This window comes from Coleofasciculus sp. C1-SOL-03, assembly GCF_040220555.1.
Taxonomy (GTDB): Bacteria; Cyanobacteriota; Cyanobacteriia; order Cyanobacteriales; family Coleofasciculaceae; genus Coleofasciculus.
The window spans coordinates 12,739-28,651 of the sequence record NZ_JAVJUO010000099.1 but is presented as its reverse complement, the minus strand read 5'-3'; the positions used below and the strand labels follow the sequence as shown (position 1 = coordinate 28,651).

Genomic DNA, 15,913 nt, shown 5'->3' with positions numbered 1-15,913 from the left:
TAACTATTCGGGCCCCTACATTTGTGGATTTAGGCGCCCCTAGTATTGTCCATCTTGACGCGCCTACAAGTGTCCCTAAACCCGCCCCTACAATTGACCATTCCTATCATATTCGGCTGCAACCTTCTGCCTTCTGCCCTTTGCCCTCTGCCTTTTGATTAACGCCTCAGTAAACGTCGCCGCCGAGTTCGCAAGTAGACTCGCAGGGGAAACTGATAAAACTCCATTAATAGCCAGACAATAACGGCAAAATGGAAGAAAAAGGTTAATCCTGTCCAAGCCAGAGGTAGCCAAGCCAAGCGACTACCGGGCGTTGGCGGGAAGGTGTAGGCAGCGACGCCAATTAACGTGGTGGGTAGGATCACAAACGCCGCCGCAAAAATCCAAGTCACCCATCCCCATTCAACGCCTTGGAGATGCGCCCCTACCCAGTTTTTGCCATTCCAACGCCAGGTGAGGGGAGGCTGTCTATCGGTCATTTTCAATAATTGCTGTTCCAAGTCAGCCACGAAAATATGACGGCAAGCCTCACAAGCCATCGCATCCATTAATGGCATCCCTTGAATGTGACCCACACGACAGATGGGACAGGGGTAAATCCCTTGATAGTGCAAACGGTTGGTTAAATCGGGTAGGTATTGCATGTCAACAGCAACGTGCTTCTTTGATAATATTAGCGAGGTTGCCAAAAGAAATCTGCGATCGCACCATTTTCTTCTACCGCTTCCGGCATACCGAACAACACCGAACGCTGAATTAAGGGACGATAACTCAGACGACGGGCAACTCGGCTGGGTATACCATAGCCATAGACAATATGACCCCTACCTGCAATCACGACGACTTGATAATCTGGATTGGCGGTGAGAAAATCAGCAATCCCGTCTGCCATGGTTTCATCCCACAGTACCTGAACCGTGAAAAATCGCTCAAAGCGATCGCTATTACCATGACCTGCCTGTTGATGCTGATTATAAACCGCTTCAACCATTTGCCGATAGTCTACGTTATCGGTGCGAATTTCGTCTAGGGGGGGAATCTGTTGAAGTTCGTCACGGGTGAGACTTTCTAAGCCATTCCGGGCAACTTTGCGGCTAATTTCCGTGGGGGTATTTAAGGCTAAAACAGGCAGTTGATGGGTTTGAGCAAACTGTAATAGGGGGGCATAATAATCCCAGGGAAATCCCCAGCGTTGTTCATAGTCTGTTTGCTCAATCAATTGAGTTTCTGTCAGGTGTCCAGCTAAATATTGATCCAGAATATCCTGATAGGGACGCTGGAACATTTCCATCGCTAGGACAATTTTGGGATTCTCTTGGTAAAGGGCTTGCAGAATTTCCAGTTGGGCTTTATGGTCATCAGGATTACTATGAATTTCCCCTAGATAAACGACATCGGCTTTAACCAATTCCTGAATAATCGTTTCTGGAGATGCTTCAAACTGCATCTCAACCGATTGATTTTCTGGTGGTTTCAGCGTTGGAGACAGTTCAGCGCCAGCCGGGGGGGTACAGAAGCAAACGATACCCAAAGACAAAGCGCAGAGTTGGGTTCGTAGTAAGGGCTTTAGCCTATATTTGCTGAGATTTCCTGACGTCAAAATAACCTACAATTTATTCCACTGGTTTAGCTGTGCCACGCTAGAAATCTTACAAGTTTTATAGTCGCACGTCAATCCTGGGACATCTTCAATCTATCATCTAATTCATCATTGTAGGGGCATGGCACACCTTATTTGATGAATTAGGCGCGACCTGAACTGGTCATTTAGCACGGGAAGCCGACTTCCCTAGCGGATTCACACCTTTCCTAAGAAAGAACTCGTCAAAGGATGGTTAAAAGCAGGATTTGTGTTAAAAAGGGAATTAAACCCAACAGAACAAGGCACACCGCAGGGCGGAGTAATCTCCCCGCTCCTAGCCAATATTGGATTGCAGGGTTTAGAAACCTATCTAAAAACCACCAATTCAAAACTTGGGGTGGTGCGATATGCCGATGATTTCATCGTCACGGCTAGAGACAAAGAAAGTCTCGAAGCTGCCCGAATCCTGATTCAAGCATGGATGTCTCAAAGAGGTCTTGAATTGAGTTCTGAGAAGACGGTAATTACGTCAATGGAAGATGGCTTCGACTTCCTTGGGTTGAATTCCCGGCACTACAATGGAAAACTCCTGATCAAACCGTCCAAGAAAAAGGTATTAGCCTTCTGTAAACGGTTGGGTCAGGAAATCAAAAACCTGAATGGTGTAGAACAGGAAGTTCTAACTAGGAAGCTCAATCCAATTCTCAGGGGTTTTGCCAACTACTACAAAGGAGTAGTGAGCAAAGAAACCTTTAGCTATATCTCCCATCGAGTATGGCAATACCTTTGGCGTTGGGCGAAGCGTAGACACCCCAACAAAAACAAAAAATGGATTCGCAAGCGTTACTTCAAAACCATTAAAGGCAATAGATGGACATTCGCTTGTACCACAAGCGACCGCCAGGGAAAGGATAAAGAAGTTATCCTATACCAAATCGCATCTACTCCCATCGAACGCCATATCAAGGTTAAAGGAGACGCAAGTCCCGACGACCCCTCCCTAAAAGAATATTGGTATAAACGTCACCGGAAGCTTGGCAAAACTCGCTTTGATAAAGGTTCCAAACTTTATAAGATAGCAGAGAACCAAGACTGGAAATGTTCAAAATGTGGCGAACCTTTATGCAACGGAGAAGAAATCGAAATCCATCACATAGTACCTGTTGTTGAAGGTGGAACAGACGACGTGGAAAACCTCCAGCACATACACAAACCGTGTCACAAGCAGGTACATAAAATCCCAGTCAAATCTCGCTTGAAGTAAGGCTTGAGCCGTATGAGTGCGAAAGTCTCATGTACGGTTCTCAGGGGAGGGGAGAGGGGCGACCCTCAAACCTTACCCGACAATTACGCCCGGAAACCGTAGGGGCGCATGGCGTGCGCCCGATTCAATGGTAAAATCTATTCCACAATTTTAGCTGTGTCAGTCCACTAGGGTAGAATCTGTAATTCTGAGTAGAATGCAGTGAAACGGAATGACGCGAAGCATCTGTCCAGATTCTTCGCTCCGCTCAGAATGACATGATAGAACGCAACTTGGTATGAGTAGCGAACATAATGGGATGAGTAGCGAGCAAGATGCAAAGCCTGCGGCATGGCTTCGCTTAACGCACTACAAGGATTTCGCTATTGTTATTAAGGTTTAAAGACCGAATAGCTACTGCACAGCTTGAATCGCCGCTTCTGCATTCACCAAACCCAGACCAAAGAAATAATTCTCAGCGGAACTGGGTTCAGGAAATACTAAAAATTCGGGTCTTTCTTCGGGTTTTTCCTCAGTTAAACGGGCTTGTTGATAACTTTGATAAAGATCCTGTTCCGTTTCCGTTAGCGTTAATCCCTGATAACTGGCTGTTTCTTCCAACACATCTATAATTCGCTCTCGATTCAGGGTATTATTCACTCCTTTCATTAAAGCCACTACCCCAGATACAGCAGGTGCAGCAAAAGATGTTCCCTGAACTTGCACATAGTTTCCCAAGGGATCGAGAGTAGATCCCCAAGCATAGTCAGGTTTCGTTATCCCTTGCCATAATGATGATAATCCAGTCCCTCCAGTGGTTAAAATACCCCCACTTAAACTGCGACTGATATCTCCACCGGGAGCAACTATATCCAACCCTTTGCCATAGTTACTATAGGAACTGCGCTCACCTTGCATATTTGTCGCCCCGACAGAAAGAACTTGGGGAATAGCCGCCGGGAAACTAATTCCAGACCGATTGTCATTCCCGGCTGAAGCGACAATTACCAGTTGAGGATTTGCCTCTAAAACCGTTAAAATCTGTTCCGTTAATTCTTGATTAGGTATCAATGATCCTAAACTCAAATTAATCACATCAACATCCCGTGCGGCGGCGTAGCCAATCGCTTCAATTAATGAGGCGGAATCTATTTCACCATTTAATCCAAAGACGCGAATCGGTAAAATTTTTGCCTGAGGCGCAACCCCGACTATTCCGTTTTCATCTGGAGAATGAGCCGCCACTACACCAGACACCCAGGTTCCATGAAATTCAGATGTTATCTTACTGCGAAAGTATTGTTTAATTGAATTCCCCCTTTCACAAGTAGAAGCATCAGGATTCTTCTGAGCGAATAGTAAGGCTACTTTTTTATACTCTTCCACCATTTCCTGACAAGATAACTCAAAGGTACGGCGAAAATGGGGCTGAATAATATCCCGTTCTTTCCGACTCAAGCGAGTATCGGGATCGCCTTGTCCAGAACTGGAAAAATCCCAACCCTTGACCTCACCGGGGAGTTTGTCGGGATAATGATCGGTGGTATAAATATTGTTGGCTAAATCCTGGTGATCCCACTGGATCAAACTGTCAATCACCGCAACCACAACCCCATCCCCACCCTGGCTGGCTTGCCAAGACGCGATCGCGCCAATATCGGTGCGGGGTAAAAATTTGCCTCGTTGCGGTGTACTATCGAGATGCCACAGTAGCGGTAATAAGGCGGTTGAAAAGGGAGTGTCTTTGGGCTTAGGTAAACGCGCAAGGCGTTGTTGCAGGACTCGCTGCGGATCAAGAATTTCTTGGCTAGAATTAATCAGGTTGGTTTGGGGAACAAAGTTATCTGAAATGGCTTGAATAAAATTCGGTGTCGCTGACTGAATCCCACTGACTTGATTGAGTTTCTAAGTTTTGCTCGTTCAACACTTGTTGCTTCTGGGTTTCAGATGTCCCTGGTGCAAAACTAATGATGATTTCATTCGGTAACACAATCAAAGTTTGCCATAGAATGAGTAGGATAATGTTTCAGTCGCTTGGGTTTGAGCTAGAGACGGTTGAGGATGTGAACCTAGATTGTCAATGTTCCACAAACAGGCTGTGATTAAAATGGCAGATACAAATCGCTTCATCTTGAGTACTCTTGTATACGCTACTGTGTATCTCTACTTCTGGAGTAGAGAAGCTTATGCAAGTCAGAGAGTAAAATTATAAATTGTAGGGTGCGTTAGGCGCATTGGAGGATTAACGTTTATTATTTCACCACATAAGAGCGCCGCAGGGCACCATGTTGCGGTTCGGTATGGCGATAATTCGGTGCGTTACGCTGCGAAGATAGCACCCTACGGTTTGAGACAATTTTGGGATTTAATTCCACTCGCCTTGTAATGTAAACGCTGTCCAATAATCAAGCATTTATCTCTACCTAGCAAACCGTTCTAATAATTCCTCACGAGAAAGCGTTAACAGCAAAGGAGTCAACTCTTGATGAGGTAACTGTAACATGGATGCGATCGCGCTCTTAACCAAAGTGTATCTTGATTTACGGGTAATTGGTTAATCGCCACCAGTGCTGTTCTTTGAAACTCTGGTAAGAAGTAAACCCCTTCTCCCCAATTCTCATCCTGACTCAATTTGGCACAAAACCCATTGAGTAAGCGTCGAGAACAAGAGGGTGACAGAATCCATAAACGGGGTAAATTCGCTTCTGGTAGAGAACGTCTTTATCGTCGCGCCTTTCGTAAGAGTTCAGCTTCCACAGAATTCAATGGGAATAAGATACAACAAAGATTATGAGGCTAATCTCGACATACTATTCTGTAACTTAAATCCAGTGCTGATAACATTTTTAATCAGCATTCATTAATTTTATAATGGTCAATATGTAATAGTCGTAGGGTGCGTTAGGCGCATTTGAGGATTAACGTTTATTATCTCAACACCTAAGTGCGCCGTAACGCACCATGTTGTGGTTCGGTATGGCGATAATTCGGTGCGTTACGCTGCGCTAACGCACCCTACGGTTTGAGTGCGATCTGCTCTAAATGTTGACGTTTTAACTCAAAACACACGACGGCAGCGGCAGAGGCGACGTTTAAGGATTCGGCTGGGGAGTCAATGGGAATCGATACCCATGTATCAATTAAGTTGTGATGATTGGGATGAATTCCTTCGGTTTCATTTCCTAACACAAATACGGAAAAGGGAGAAAAGGATAGGTTGTAAATTGTTGAGGAAGCTGTGCCGCTCAATCCATAAATTGTATAGTTTGCCTGACGCAATTGCTGGAGGGCTTCAGATAGTTCAGCACAGCGTAGAACTCTGGTATAAAAGGCTGTGCCTGCTGAGGCTTTAATGACTAGCGGATTCAAGTCAGGACATCCTTTTCGGGGGAGGATAATTCCGTCAAATCCAGCGGCTAGGCAAGTGCGGATGATCATACCGACATTACTGGGATTTTTGACGCCATCTAAGGCTAAGAATTGGCGGGTTTGGGGTTTCTGGTTAGGGGGATAAGATTGTTCGCGTTCTAAATAGGTGGATAGGGCTTCCATCGCGGGGGGAATGACATCGACAACGACGCCTTGATCATGACGACCGTTGCGCGAAATTCGGGTAATGTATTTTGGGGATTCTCGCGAAATTTTGACACCGCGTTGTTTGGCTTGCTTGATAATTTCGTCAATGAATTCTCCGCTGGCATTATTGGCAATTAAGAGTTTATCGATAATAATATCTGGCTTCGATAAGGCTTCTAATACGGGTTTTCTGCCATAGACGGTAATAAATTTATCTCTGGGATGCTTTGTTTTTTTTGCTGTCATTGTTAGGTGGGGATTTTTTGCTCGTTCCCAATTTCACGGTCAAATCTATTCCACAATTTCAGCCATGTCAGTCCAGTAGTGGCGTGACACACCTTATTTGATGAATTAGAATTACGCCCCGAAACCGTAGGGGCGCAAAGCTTTGCGCCCGATTCAATGGTAAAATCTATTCCACAATTTTAGCTGTGTCAGTCCAGTAAGGTGGACACTGCCTACCCTACCATTCTGCTTAACTGGGAGTCGTTTGCTGCTGTGCTACCCATTGATCATGCAGCCATTTTTCTGTTTGGCGTTGTCCCAAATTGGTTGACCAGATGATGTCTCGCTCAAAGGTGATGATCTGCTCCTGGGGTCCGACAATTACCCAGAAATAACTGCCGTCGGCTGGGTTGTAACATTTTACCTTCATCCCGGTGATGGTAACGGTTTGTGGTTCCCCCGTTTCCTGGCGGATCTGTATTTGTTCGTCATGAGGCTTAATCCACTGAACCTCCATTGAGTTCAACAGATCAGGAGCATAGTTTTGCAGATAGGCGATCGCAACGTTTTGGGCGCTTTGTTTGTTGGGAAGATCTCCATGACTTAGCTTGGCATCCATTCGGGTGATTCCCTTAAGCCGATTGCTATCCTGTGACACCACCACACTGAAGTGTTCTCCATAGAGCCCCTGATTCTGTTGATCGTCTCGTTCATACCGGAGATGCCAAACGGCTTCGCCATCCATGGTGACGGATTGACTGGTGGTGAGAATGAAGCCCCTGGGAATCTCTACCCTTTGCTCAATTTCAGCCAGTTGGTTCGCCGGAATAGAGGGGTTGAGTGATTGGGTGATCATGCTTTGCTGTTCGGGTTGTACGTCTTTGGATTTATCTAGGGGTGAGTTCTGTTGGCTGGTTTGGGGAAACTGGCTGGCACCGGTCAATCCCAGGGAAGCGCCAATGCCTACAACCACAGACAACAGAATCAGTACATGAGTGGTTTTGATCATGATTCCTGTGAAACGGCTTTTGTTTAAGTGGTTAATATTTAATATGCTAAATAAATGCTAACCTGTCAAGTCACGAATTGGCGAACCTCCGATTCAGCGCAGGTTAAGACGGATTCGTTCAAGTAACGTCTGTAGGCTATGCCGATCCTGCTGGTTCAGAGATGACATCAACTCAGCCACCCGGCGATAATGATCGGGTAGAACCTTCTCCAGCAGCGTCTCTCCCGCTTGAGCGAGTCGAACTACCATGACTCGGCGATCGCGGCTGTCTTCTTCCCTCGTCACCAGGTTGGCTTTTTTCATGCGATCGACTACCCCGGTGATTGAGGCGCAAGACACTCCCGTTTTCTCGGCGAGTTGGGAAATATTCAATCCATTGGGATTTCGCGCTAGCAGAATTAGGATGAAAAATTTCCGCTGGGAAAGACCGTAATCTGATAAGTAATCCTCTAGGTAGGATACAACCTCACCGGAAACGTGCATGAGAGTTAACCAGGTTTGTAAGGCACTGATGTCTAACTCCGGAAATCGTGCGGCGAATACTTTTAGTGTTTCAGAGTTGGGAAAATCTTCTAATTCCAACATGGATTTGTTTCTATATTATCGGACTTGACATTAACCACTAACATATTGTCATGGGAGCGTCACAGATGCGTCACATCCACTGACTAGAGTGTAACTAAGTGATATTGATTCACTCCTCACACCTCAAAACCACACAATGCTCTCTTCCCCTTGGGATAGAGGGCATTTTTATTTATATTTCCTACTTTATAAGTATTGCATCTGATCATATAGTTAAAATTCCGATAAAACGATGGCTACTCTTGATCAACGTCGTCCCCAAAATGTTAAGGGTGATGTTTATGTGGATGAAACTTGTATTGATTGTGATACTTGTCGCTGGATGGCGCCTAATGTCTTCCATCGGGTGGATGCACAATCTGCGGTTTATCATCAACCGACGAATGAGGCTGAACGGTTAGCGGCGATGCAGGCGTTGTTATCCTGTCCTACGGCTTCGATTGGGACGGTAGATAAGCCGAAGGATATTAAAGATGTTCAGCAGACGTTTCCGATTCCGATCGCGGATAATGTTTACCACTGTGGGTATCATGCGGAAAGTTCCTATGGGGCGGCGAGTTATTTGATTGTCCGGGATCAGGGGAATATTTTAGTGGATTCGCCTCGATTTACGCCAGCGTTGGTGAAACGGTTAGAAGAGAAGGGGGAGATTCGCTATCTGTATCTTACCCATCGCGATGATATTGCCGACCATGAAAAGTTTCGAGATCATTTTGGCTGCGATCGCATTCTGCACAGTGATGATATTACCGCCAAGACTCGCGATGTGGAAATTCAGTTAACCGGGGATGACGCGATCGCACTCTCTCCAGATTTGTTAATTATTCCGGTTCCGGGTCACACTAAAGGTCATACTGTTTTACTCTATCAGCAACGCTTTCTGTTTAGTGGGGATCATCTGGCTTGGTCTGATCGCCTGCATCAACTCTATGCCTTTCGCCATGTCTGCTGGTACTCTTGGTCAGAATTGCTCAACTCGATGCGGCGTCTGGCTACTTATCGGTTTGAGTGGGTACTTCCAGGACATAGACGGCGGTATCATGCAGATAAGGAAACCATGCGCCAACAGATGCACAAGTGTATTCATTGGATGGAAACGGTGCGCTAAGTAGGTTGTCAAAACACTGATTTCACGGATTTATTGGAGAGAGGGGGTAGGGAAGTGAGGCGTGAGTGACACTGATTTCACAGATTTATTGGCGGGAGGGGGTAACAAAGTTAGAGGTTAGGGACACTGATTTGATTTAGTGACATCAGGGTGAAACCCTTCCTGTTAACGGTAAAACCTGCCTCTACAACTCCCTCAGCTTCCAGACGTTCCACTGGAGGAGTCTCTACAATCCCAGCTCCCAGACGTAGCATGCTACGTCTCTACATTGCTTCCCCTATTCTTTAAGCTATGACTCATGACTACATCCAACCGCCTAATATTCGACCAGCTTCGGTTCTGAGTCAGCAACTCAAGTCCGTTTCTAAAGCTGTCAGTATGATTGTCATCGGGATTGGTTGTCTGGCGCTGTTGGGTTGGATGTTTAACCTTTCCCTGTTTAAAAGTGTTGTACCGGGATTGGTGACGATGAAAGCCAATACAGCCATTGGCTTTATTATTAGTGGGGCTTCCCTCTATCTGTGGCATTTAGGGAAGAAGAAAGGCAAACAGCGTTCACCCTATCGGTCATCATTGATTGGTTCACAGGTGCTCGCGGTGTTCGTCATCGTCCTGGGTGTGCTGACTGTTATTCAATATAGTTTTAATCTCAACTTTGGTATTGACCAACTGGTTATTCAGGAACGCCCTGATGCGGTAGATGCTGCTGCTGGGGGGCGGATGGCACCGAATACCGCGTCTAACTTTTTGCTGTTGGGTTCGGCGTTGCTGCTGTTAGGGAAAGAGGCGTATTTTTCCGCCCAGTTTTTTACGAGCTTGGTGTTCTTGGTGGCGTCTTTTGGGCTAATCGGTCACCTTTACCAAATTCCTCTCTTTTATAGTGTTGGTTCTTATACAGGCATGGCAATTCATACTGCCATTAGCTTTATCTTACTGGCGATCGGGATTCTCGGTGCGAGTGCCGATTGGGGGGCGATGAAGGTGGTGATTAGCGATCGCGCTGGGGGTATTATGGCACGGCGTCTCCTCCCCGTGGTGATTAGTATTCCGCCTGTGTTGGGCTGGGTGGTGTTACTGGGGTTTCGTGCTGATCTCTATCCGCCTATCTTGGGATTTGCTTTTCGCAGTGTCTTGGCAATTATCATTTTTGGGGCATTAATTTGGTGTAATGCGAGGCGATTGAATGCCATTGATGCCCAGCGACAGAAGTTTCAACAGGCGCTGTTAGCTAGTGAACAGAAATTCCATGCCATTTTTGACCAGACGTTTCAGTTTATTGGTTTACTCGAACCCGATGGTACTGTACTCGAAGCGAATCAGACAGCATTGGATTTTGGTGGATTGCGGCACGATCAGGTGATTGGTAAACCCTTTTGGCAAACCAGGTGGTGGACGATTTCAGCCCAAACTCAAGAGCAATTGAAAGACGCGATCGCACAAGCGGCTCAAGGTGAGTTTATCCGTTATGAAGTTGATGTGCAAGGGGCAGGCGATCGGATTGCCACGATTGACTTTTCTCTTAAGTCAATTACCGATGATACTGGACAAGTGGTGTTGCTGATTCCCGAAGGGCGAGATATTACCGACGTGAAACAAATTGAAGAACAACTTCGCCAGAGTGAAGAACGCTTTCGCCGTGCCTTTGATGATGCCGCAACGGGTGGAGCTTTGGTTGCACCCAATGGTCATTTTCTCCGCGTTAATCAGGCTTACTGTGAATTGCTGGGGTATTCAGAATCGGAATTACTGGCGACAAACTTTCAGAGTCTTACCCATCCCGATGACGTAGACGCTAATATGCGCTACACGCATCAGATGTTAGCGGGTGAGATTCAAACGTATAAAATGGAGAAGCGGTATTTTCATAAGCAAGGACATATCATCTGGGTATTGTTAAGTGTGTCTATGGTGCGGGATAGTCAGGGACAACCGTTGCATTTTGTCGGGCAAATTCAAGATATTACTCAGATCAAACAAACCCAAATCCAGATGAAAAATCTGGTCAGTGAACTCGAACGCAGTAATCGGGAATTAGAAGACTTTGCTTATATCGTGTCCCACGATTTACTCTCCCCCCTGCATAAATGGCAAATGCTGAATGACCTACTTACAGAAGACTATGGTCAGGTTTTGGATGAACAAGGGCAGGAGTACCTGAGACGGATGCATCAGGTCAAAGAGCGAATGCAAACCTTTATCAATGATTTATTGATGTTATCGCGGGTGATGACTCAAGCTCAACCCTTTGTTCGGGTCAATTTAAATACGGTTGTCCAAGAGGTGTTAGCTGATTTGGATATTCAACTCCAGGAAACGGGGGGAACTGTTGATGTCGAAGCGTTACCCACTGTTAAGGCTGATCCCCTACAAATGCAACAACTGATGCAGAATCTGTTAAGTAATGCATTGAAGTTTCATCAATCAGAAATAGCGCCTGTTGTCAAGGTTTATTCCCAGCCGAGTCAACTCCCGGATCAGGAGCAAATTGTGGTCAAAGATGAAGGAATTGGCTTTAAGTCAGAGTATGAGGAGCAAATCTTTGAGGCATTTCAACGCTTACACAGTCGCCGTCACTATGAGGGTACAGGGTTAGGGTTAACGATTTGCCGCAAAATTGCTCAACGTCACGGAGGAACGATTACCGCCTCTAGCGTTCCAGGGGAAGGGGCAATGTTTACGATTACACTCCCGACAAACCTGTAGAGACGTTCCGGTGGAACGTCTGGGAGCTACCAGTAGGGACACGATAATATCCATTGGTGTCAACTGAAGCTCCAAAGGGCAGCAATACCTTGATTCTCACCCTACCCGAACCGGAGCCAAATTGTTCCCCTTTGTGCAACAACCTTTTTCTTGGCTCAGCTAACCCGGTTGCGATCGCTATCTCACAGGGAAAGTTTATTTGGCTTGGGTTGAGTATAATGGGTAAACGTAATTATAACTACCCTGATCAAAACTATTACGGTGTCATCATAGGTAACATGATCATCGGCACAACACAAGCGGCTCAACTTTTAAATATCTCCACGGCTCGACTGAGAGTCCTGCTGATCCAGGGCAGAGTGGAAGGTGCTTACAAGACTGGGAAGATGTGGTTAATGCCTTTATTTAACGGCAAACCCCAAATTAAGCGAGGTGAAAGAGGACCGCAGCCCCGTTGGAGCAATGCCCGAAAAAGAAAGAAAACGATTATTCACGTTAATACACAAAGAATTCGCTCCAATCAAAAAGACAACTCACGCCAACCCGTGATCACGGTGAAGAAGCGAAGCAACTCAAGGTCGCCGATGGGAGCAAAGGAAGAGACGACCCAAAAGAGCAAGACGAATGTTTATGGACATGAAGTGGAAATACCGGGAGGATGCCGTGTGGTTTATCGTCCGGATCGTCCCCAATCTTGTGGTGCCCAGGTTTGGATCGAAACCTATTACAACGTCAAAGTGATGTCTTGGCAGTTAGACGAGTCGGGCGCAGTTATACCAAATCGCGTTGAAGTTATGCAGATAGAGTAGATGGGGTGATATGTCCGGCTTTCTCTCCTTAAGTTGACACCTATGGATAATATCGTGTCCCTACCCTAAATGGCGTGTGTGGTTGTTCCTATTCCCTGTTCCCTATTCCCTATTCCCTATTCCCTATTCCCTATTCCCTGTTCCCTAAAAACGCCATGCATGGGTTCGGCGACTATATCATTGGAGAAGTCACTATCTAAAATCGCCACTCATGCTGGATCACCGTTGCCGCGTTTTACTGGTTGAAGATGACCCCGATGACATCGAAAAACTGGAAAACCTCATAACCCAAGCCAAATCTCCCTCATTTAGCAGAGGATTTGAACTGGTTTGTGCTGAGACACTAGAAGAGGGACGAGGTTATTTGGCGCAAGGAGGTATCGATGTCGTGCTATTAGATTTAATGTTACCCGATAGTCGGGGAATGAACACCCTCCGACAAATGCAGCAAACCGCACCCGATGTACCGATTATCGTCCAAAGTGTTCTTGAAGATGAGCGAGTTGCGGTTAAAGCCCTGGAAATGGGAGCTTATGGCTATTTACCCAAAGCGAAGCTGAATACCAGTTTACTCGTCTACGCGATTCGCGCCGCCTTGGAGCGACAATATCAACTGGCTGAACTCGAACGCCATCAGCAGCAGCAAGAGCTGGAAGAGTTAGAAAAGTTAATCTCTGGCGAGATCAACTCGACGCCAAAATCGGTCAGTGTCGAACCCCTGCATAAGAGAATGCCGGATGTATTGGAGGAACTCAGGCAACGCTATGGTGATTTCATGGAATGGGCATTAGAAGAACGTGTCTATAAAGTTGACCATCAGCTATCAATGCATTTAACGAATTTTGCCGAACAGTTGGGGTTACTTCAAGCCTCTCCCCGTGATCTGATCGAGCTACATACGACAACCTTAAAACAAAAAAGCCAAGCGGTGAATCGGCGTAAGGCACAAGCTTATACCACAGAAGGACGCTTTTTACTTTTAGAAATTATGGGCAACTTAACCGCTTACTATCGCAGATATTTTATTGGATTGAGTAAAATCAACTTAGAAAAAGATGCTAACAAGTCCAGTCCGTCCTAAACAGCAGTATGCTAAAGTCCTTAATTACTCCAGCATGTGTGAACGATATCAGCTCAAACTTTATGTTACCGGAGACACACCCCGATCGCAACGCGCGATCGCCAACTTGTATCGACTCTGTGACCAGGAACTGCCGGGTCAATATAAGATAACGGTGATTGATGTGACCAAATCTCCCCAACTGGCGGAGACGGAACATATTTTAGTCACCCCGACCTTAATTAAAGAATGTCCCAATCCTGTCCAGCGAATTGTCGGAGATTTGTCCGACAAGGAAACGGTTTTATGGGGGTTGAATATCGGCATCAGCCTCAACAAGATTGAGCAATAGCCCCCCGAATGCTATTCTAGATTTCCCAAGTTTACTAAAAAAGCAACGGAATGACTCAACAACAACCGCCAGAGTTTATCGAAAAAGTAAAAACGGGCATTTCTGGCTTTGATCTATTATCAGAAGGGGGACTACCTAAAGGTCGAACCACCTTAGTGGCAGGTACAGCAGGCAGTGCCAAAACGATTTTTGCCTGTCAGTTTCTGGTTGAAGGAATCAAAGAAGGACAAAACGGTGTCTTTGTCACCTTTGAAGAATCCCCCCAAGCCATTCGCAAAAATATGCGCGGCTTTGGTTGGGAGATTGAACAATGGGAAGCTGAAAAAAAATGGGCATTTGTTGATGCGTCTCCGAAAACCGGAAATCGACCCTTAGTTAGTGGTGAATATGATCTCGGTCCCTTGCTGGCTCGCTTAGAATATGCCATAGAACAAGTCCAAGCGGAACGAGTTTCCATGGATTCCTTAGGTGCCGTGTTTTCTTATATACCCGATATGGCTCAAGTACGCGGCGATTTATTTGATATTGCTTGGGCATTGCGGGAACGGGAAATTACCTCAGTATTGACCTCAGAACGGACTCAGGAATATGGGGATATTAGTCGCTATGGTGTAGAAGAATTTGTCGCCGATAATGTAGTCATTTTACGCAATGTTCTAGTGGAAGAGAAACGTCGCCGCACGATTGAAATTCTCAAATACCGAGGTACTCCTCATCAACATGGTGAATTTCCCTTTACGATTTTGCCCGATCAAGGTATTGTTGTCCTTCCCCTAAGCGCCTCAAAATTAGAGCGAAAATCCTCCACACGGCGAGTTACATCAGGCAATGCTGAATTAGATGAGATGTGTGGAGGTGGATTTTTCCGCGATTCGATTATTCTGGTATCGGGGGCGACAGGTACAGGCAAAACTTTAATGGTGACCGAATTTTTGGCAGGGGGTGTTAAGAATGAAGAACGATGTTTGCTCTTTGCCTTTGAAGAAAGCCGGGAACAGCTATATAGAAATGCGGCTGGCTGGGGCAGGGGGTTTGAGACGATGGAACAAGAGGGCAATCTGAAGGTTTTCTGTCGCTATCCGGAAGAAACCGGGCTGGAAAATCATCTGGTGAAAATCAAGCAAGTTATCGAAGAGTTTAAACCAGATCGGGTGGCAGTGGATAGCGTTTCAGCCTTGGAAAATCTTGCCCCATTCAAAGGATTTCGGGAATTTATTCTCAGCCTCAATGCTATCTTAAAAGACGCACGAATTATGGGACTACTCACGGCGAATACACCAGCACTAATGGGTGGAATGTCGGTCACCGAATCCCATATTTCCACCAATACGGATTCAATTATATTACTACGCTATGTGGAAGTTTATGGAGAAATTCGTCGGGGCTTAACGGTGCTAAAAATGCGCGGTTCAAAACACGATAAGGAAATTCGCGAGTTTACCATTGATGAAAGCGGGATGCACATCGGCAACCCATTCCGCAACATTACAGGCATTCTCTCCGGTAGTCCGACGTATATGACTCAGAGTGAAATTGACCGCCTCGGTGGTTTGTTTGAAGAGACTTAAGGGAAGATGGGGTTGCACCGACGTGACCGTGGAACGTCTGGGAGATGGGGGAGATGTAGAGACGTAGCATGCTACGTCTCTACAGTCTGCCTT

Annotated in this window: 15 protein-coding genes and 1 pseudogene; 7 read left to right on the top strand and 9 right to left on the bottom strand. The window is 46.0% G+C overall.

What is annotated here, in order from left to right:
* Positions 1-158: 158 nt before the first annotated feature.
* On the bottom strand, positions 159-644 hold the full coding sequence (locus tag RIE73_RS16600) for a hypothetical protein (protein ID WP_446402227.1): 486 nt from the start codon (positions 642-644) through the stop codon (positions 159-161).
* A gap of 29 nt (positions 645-673) precedes the next feature.
* Entirely contained in the window at positions 674-1,531 is an 858-nt protein-coding gene (locus tag RIE73_RS16595) for a ChaN family lipoprotein (RefSeq protein WP_446402226.1), read from the bottom strand.
* A gap of 265 nt (positions 1,532-1,796) precedes the next feature.
* Here RIE73_RS16595 and RIE73_RS16590 point away from each other — a divergent pair, with 265 nt between their 5' ends.
* Entirely contained in the window at positions 1,797-2,846 is a 1,050-nt protein-coding gene (locus RIE73_RS16590) for a group II intron reverse transcriptase (RefSeq protein WP_446402231.1), read from the top strand.
* 393 nt (positions 2,847-3,239) lie between these two features.
* Here the strand turns inward: RIE73_RS16590 and RIE73_RS16585 are convergent, their stop codons facing one another.
* From RIE73_RS16585 to RIE73_RS16560, 6 genes and pseudogenes are all read right to left on the bottom strand, one after another.
* A complete protein-coding gene (locus RIE73_RS16585) occupies positions 3,240-4,433 on the bottom strand; it encodes a S8 family peptidase (protein ID WP_446402225.1) in 1,194 nt (397 codons plus the stop codon).
* A 384-nt stretch (positions 4,434-4,817) separates the two neighbouring features.
* The gene (locus RIE73_RS16580) at positions 4,818-4,955 is read right to left on the bottom strand and encodes a hypothetical protein (RefSeq protein ID WP_446402224.1); all 138 of its coding nucleotides are present in this window, start codon (positions 4,953-4,955) and stop codon (positions 4,818-4,820) included.
* A gap of 387 nt (positions 4,956-5,342) precedes the next feature.
* A pseudogene (locus tag RIE73_RS16575) lies at positions 5,343-5,591 on the bottom strand (hypothetical protein); the annotation flags it as partial.
* A gap of 249 nt (positions 5,592-5,840) precedes the next feature.
* Positions 5,841-6,647 carry a TrmH family RNA methyltransferase gene (locus RIE73_RS16570; RefSeq protein WP_446402223.1) on the bottom strand — a complete coding sequence of 269 codons (807 nt, stop codon included), beginning with the start codon at positions 6,645-6,647 and terminating at the stop codon, positions 5,841-5,843.
* Positions 6,648-6,876: 229 nt separating this feature from the next.
* On the bottom strand, positions 6,877-7,635 hold the full coding sequence (locus tag RIE73_RS16565; protein ID WP_446402222.1) for a hypothetical protein: 759 nt from the start codon (positions 7,633-7,635) through the stop codon (positions 6,877-6,879).
* Positions 7,636-7,728: 93 nt separating this feature from the next.
* Positions 7,729-8,220, bottom strand: coding sequence for a MarR family winged helix-turn-helix transcriptional regulator (locus RIE73_RS16560; RefSeq protein WP_446397973.1), 492 nt, complete (start codon positions 8,218-8,220; stop codon positions 7,729-7,731).
* Between the two features lie 232 nt (positions 8,221-8,452).
* Between RIE73_RS16560 and RIE73_RS16555 the strand changes: the two genes are divergently transcribed.
* Positions 8,453-9,328, top strand: coding sequence for an MBL fold metallo-hydrolase (locus RIE73_RS16555; protein ID WP_446402221.1), 876 nt, complete (start codon positions 8,453-8,455; stop codon positions 9,326-9,328).
* A gap of 110 nt (positions 9,329-9,438) precedes the next feature.
* Here RIE73_RS16555 and RIE73_RS16550 read toward each other — a convergent pair whose 3' ends face one another.
* Complete coding sequence (locus RIE73_RS16550; RefSeq protein ID WP_446402220.1) at positions 9,439-9,582, bottom strand: hypothetical protein; 144 nt, start codon at positions 9,580-9,582, stop codon at positions 9,439-9,441.
* A gap of 37 nt (positions 9,583-9,619) precedes the next feature.
* Between RIE73_RS16550 and RIE73_RS16545 the strand changes: the two genes are divergently transcribed.
* From RIE73_RS16545 to kaiC, 5 genes are all read left to right on the top strand, one after another.
* Positions 9,620-12,031, top strand: a complete 2,412-nt coding sequence (locus tag RIE73_RS16545; RefSeq protein WP_446402219.1) for a sensor histidine kinase — start codon at positions 9,620-9,622, stop codon at positions 12,029-12,031.
* A gap of 278 nt (positions 12,032-12,309) precedes the next feature.
* Entirely contained in the window at positions 12,310-12,840 is a 531-nt protein-coding gene (locus RIE73_RS16540) for a DNA-binding protein (protein WP_446402218.1), read from the top strand.
* Positions 12,841-13,051: 211 nt separating this feature from the next.
* Positions 13,052-13,921, top strand: coding sequence for a response regulator (locus RIE73_RS16535; RefSeq protein ID WP_446402217.1), 870 nt, complete (start codon positions 13,052-13,054; stop codon positions 13,919-13,921).
* Positions 13,922-13,955: 34 nt separating this feature from the next.
* Positions 13,956-14,252 carry a circadian clock KaiB family protein gene (locus tag RIE73_RS16530; protein WP_446402230.1) on the top strand — a complete coding sequence of 99 codons (297 nt, stop codon included), beginning with the start codon at positions 13,956-13,958 and terminating at the stop codon, positions 14,250-14,252.
* A gap of 50 nt (positions 14,253-14,302) precedes the next feature.
* A complete protein-coding gene (gene kaiC / locus RIE73_RS16525) occupies positions 14,303-15,820 on the top strand; it encodes a circadian clock protein KaiC (protein ID WP_446402216.1) in 1,518 nt (505 codons plus the stop codon).
* The last annotated feature ends 93 nt before the right edge of the window (positions 15,821-15,913 follow it).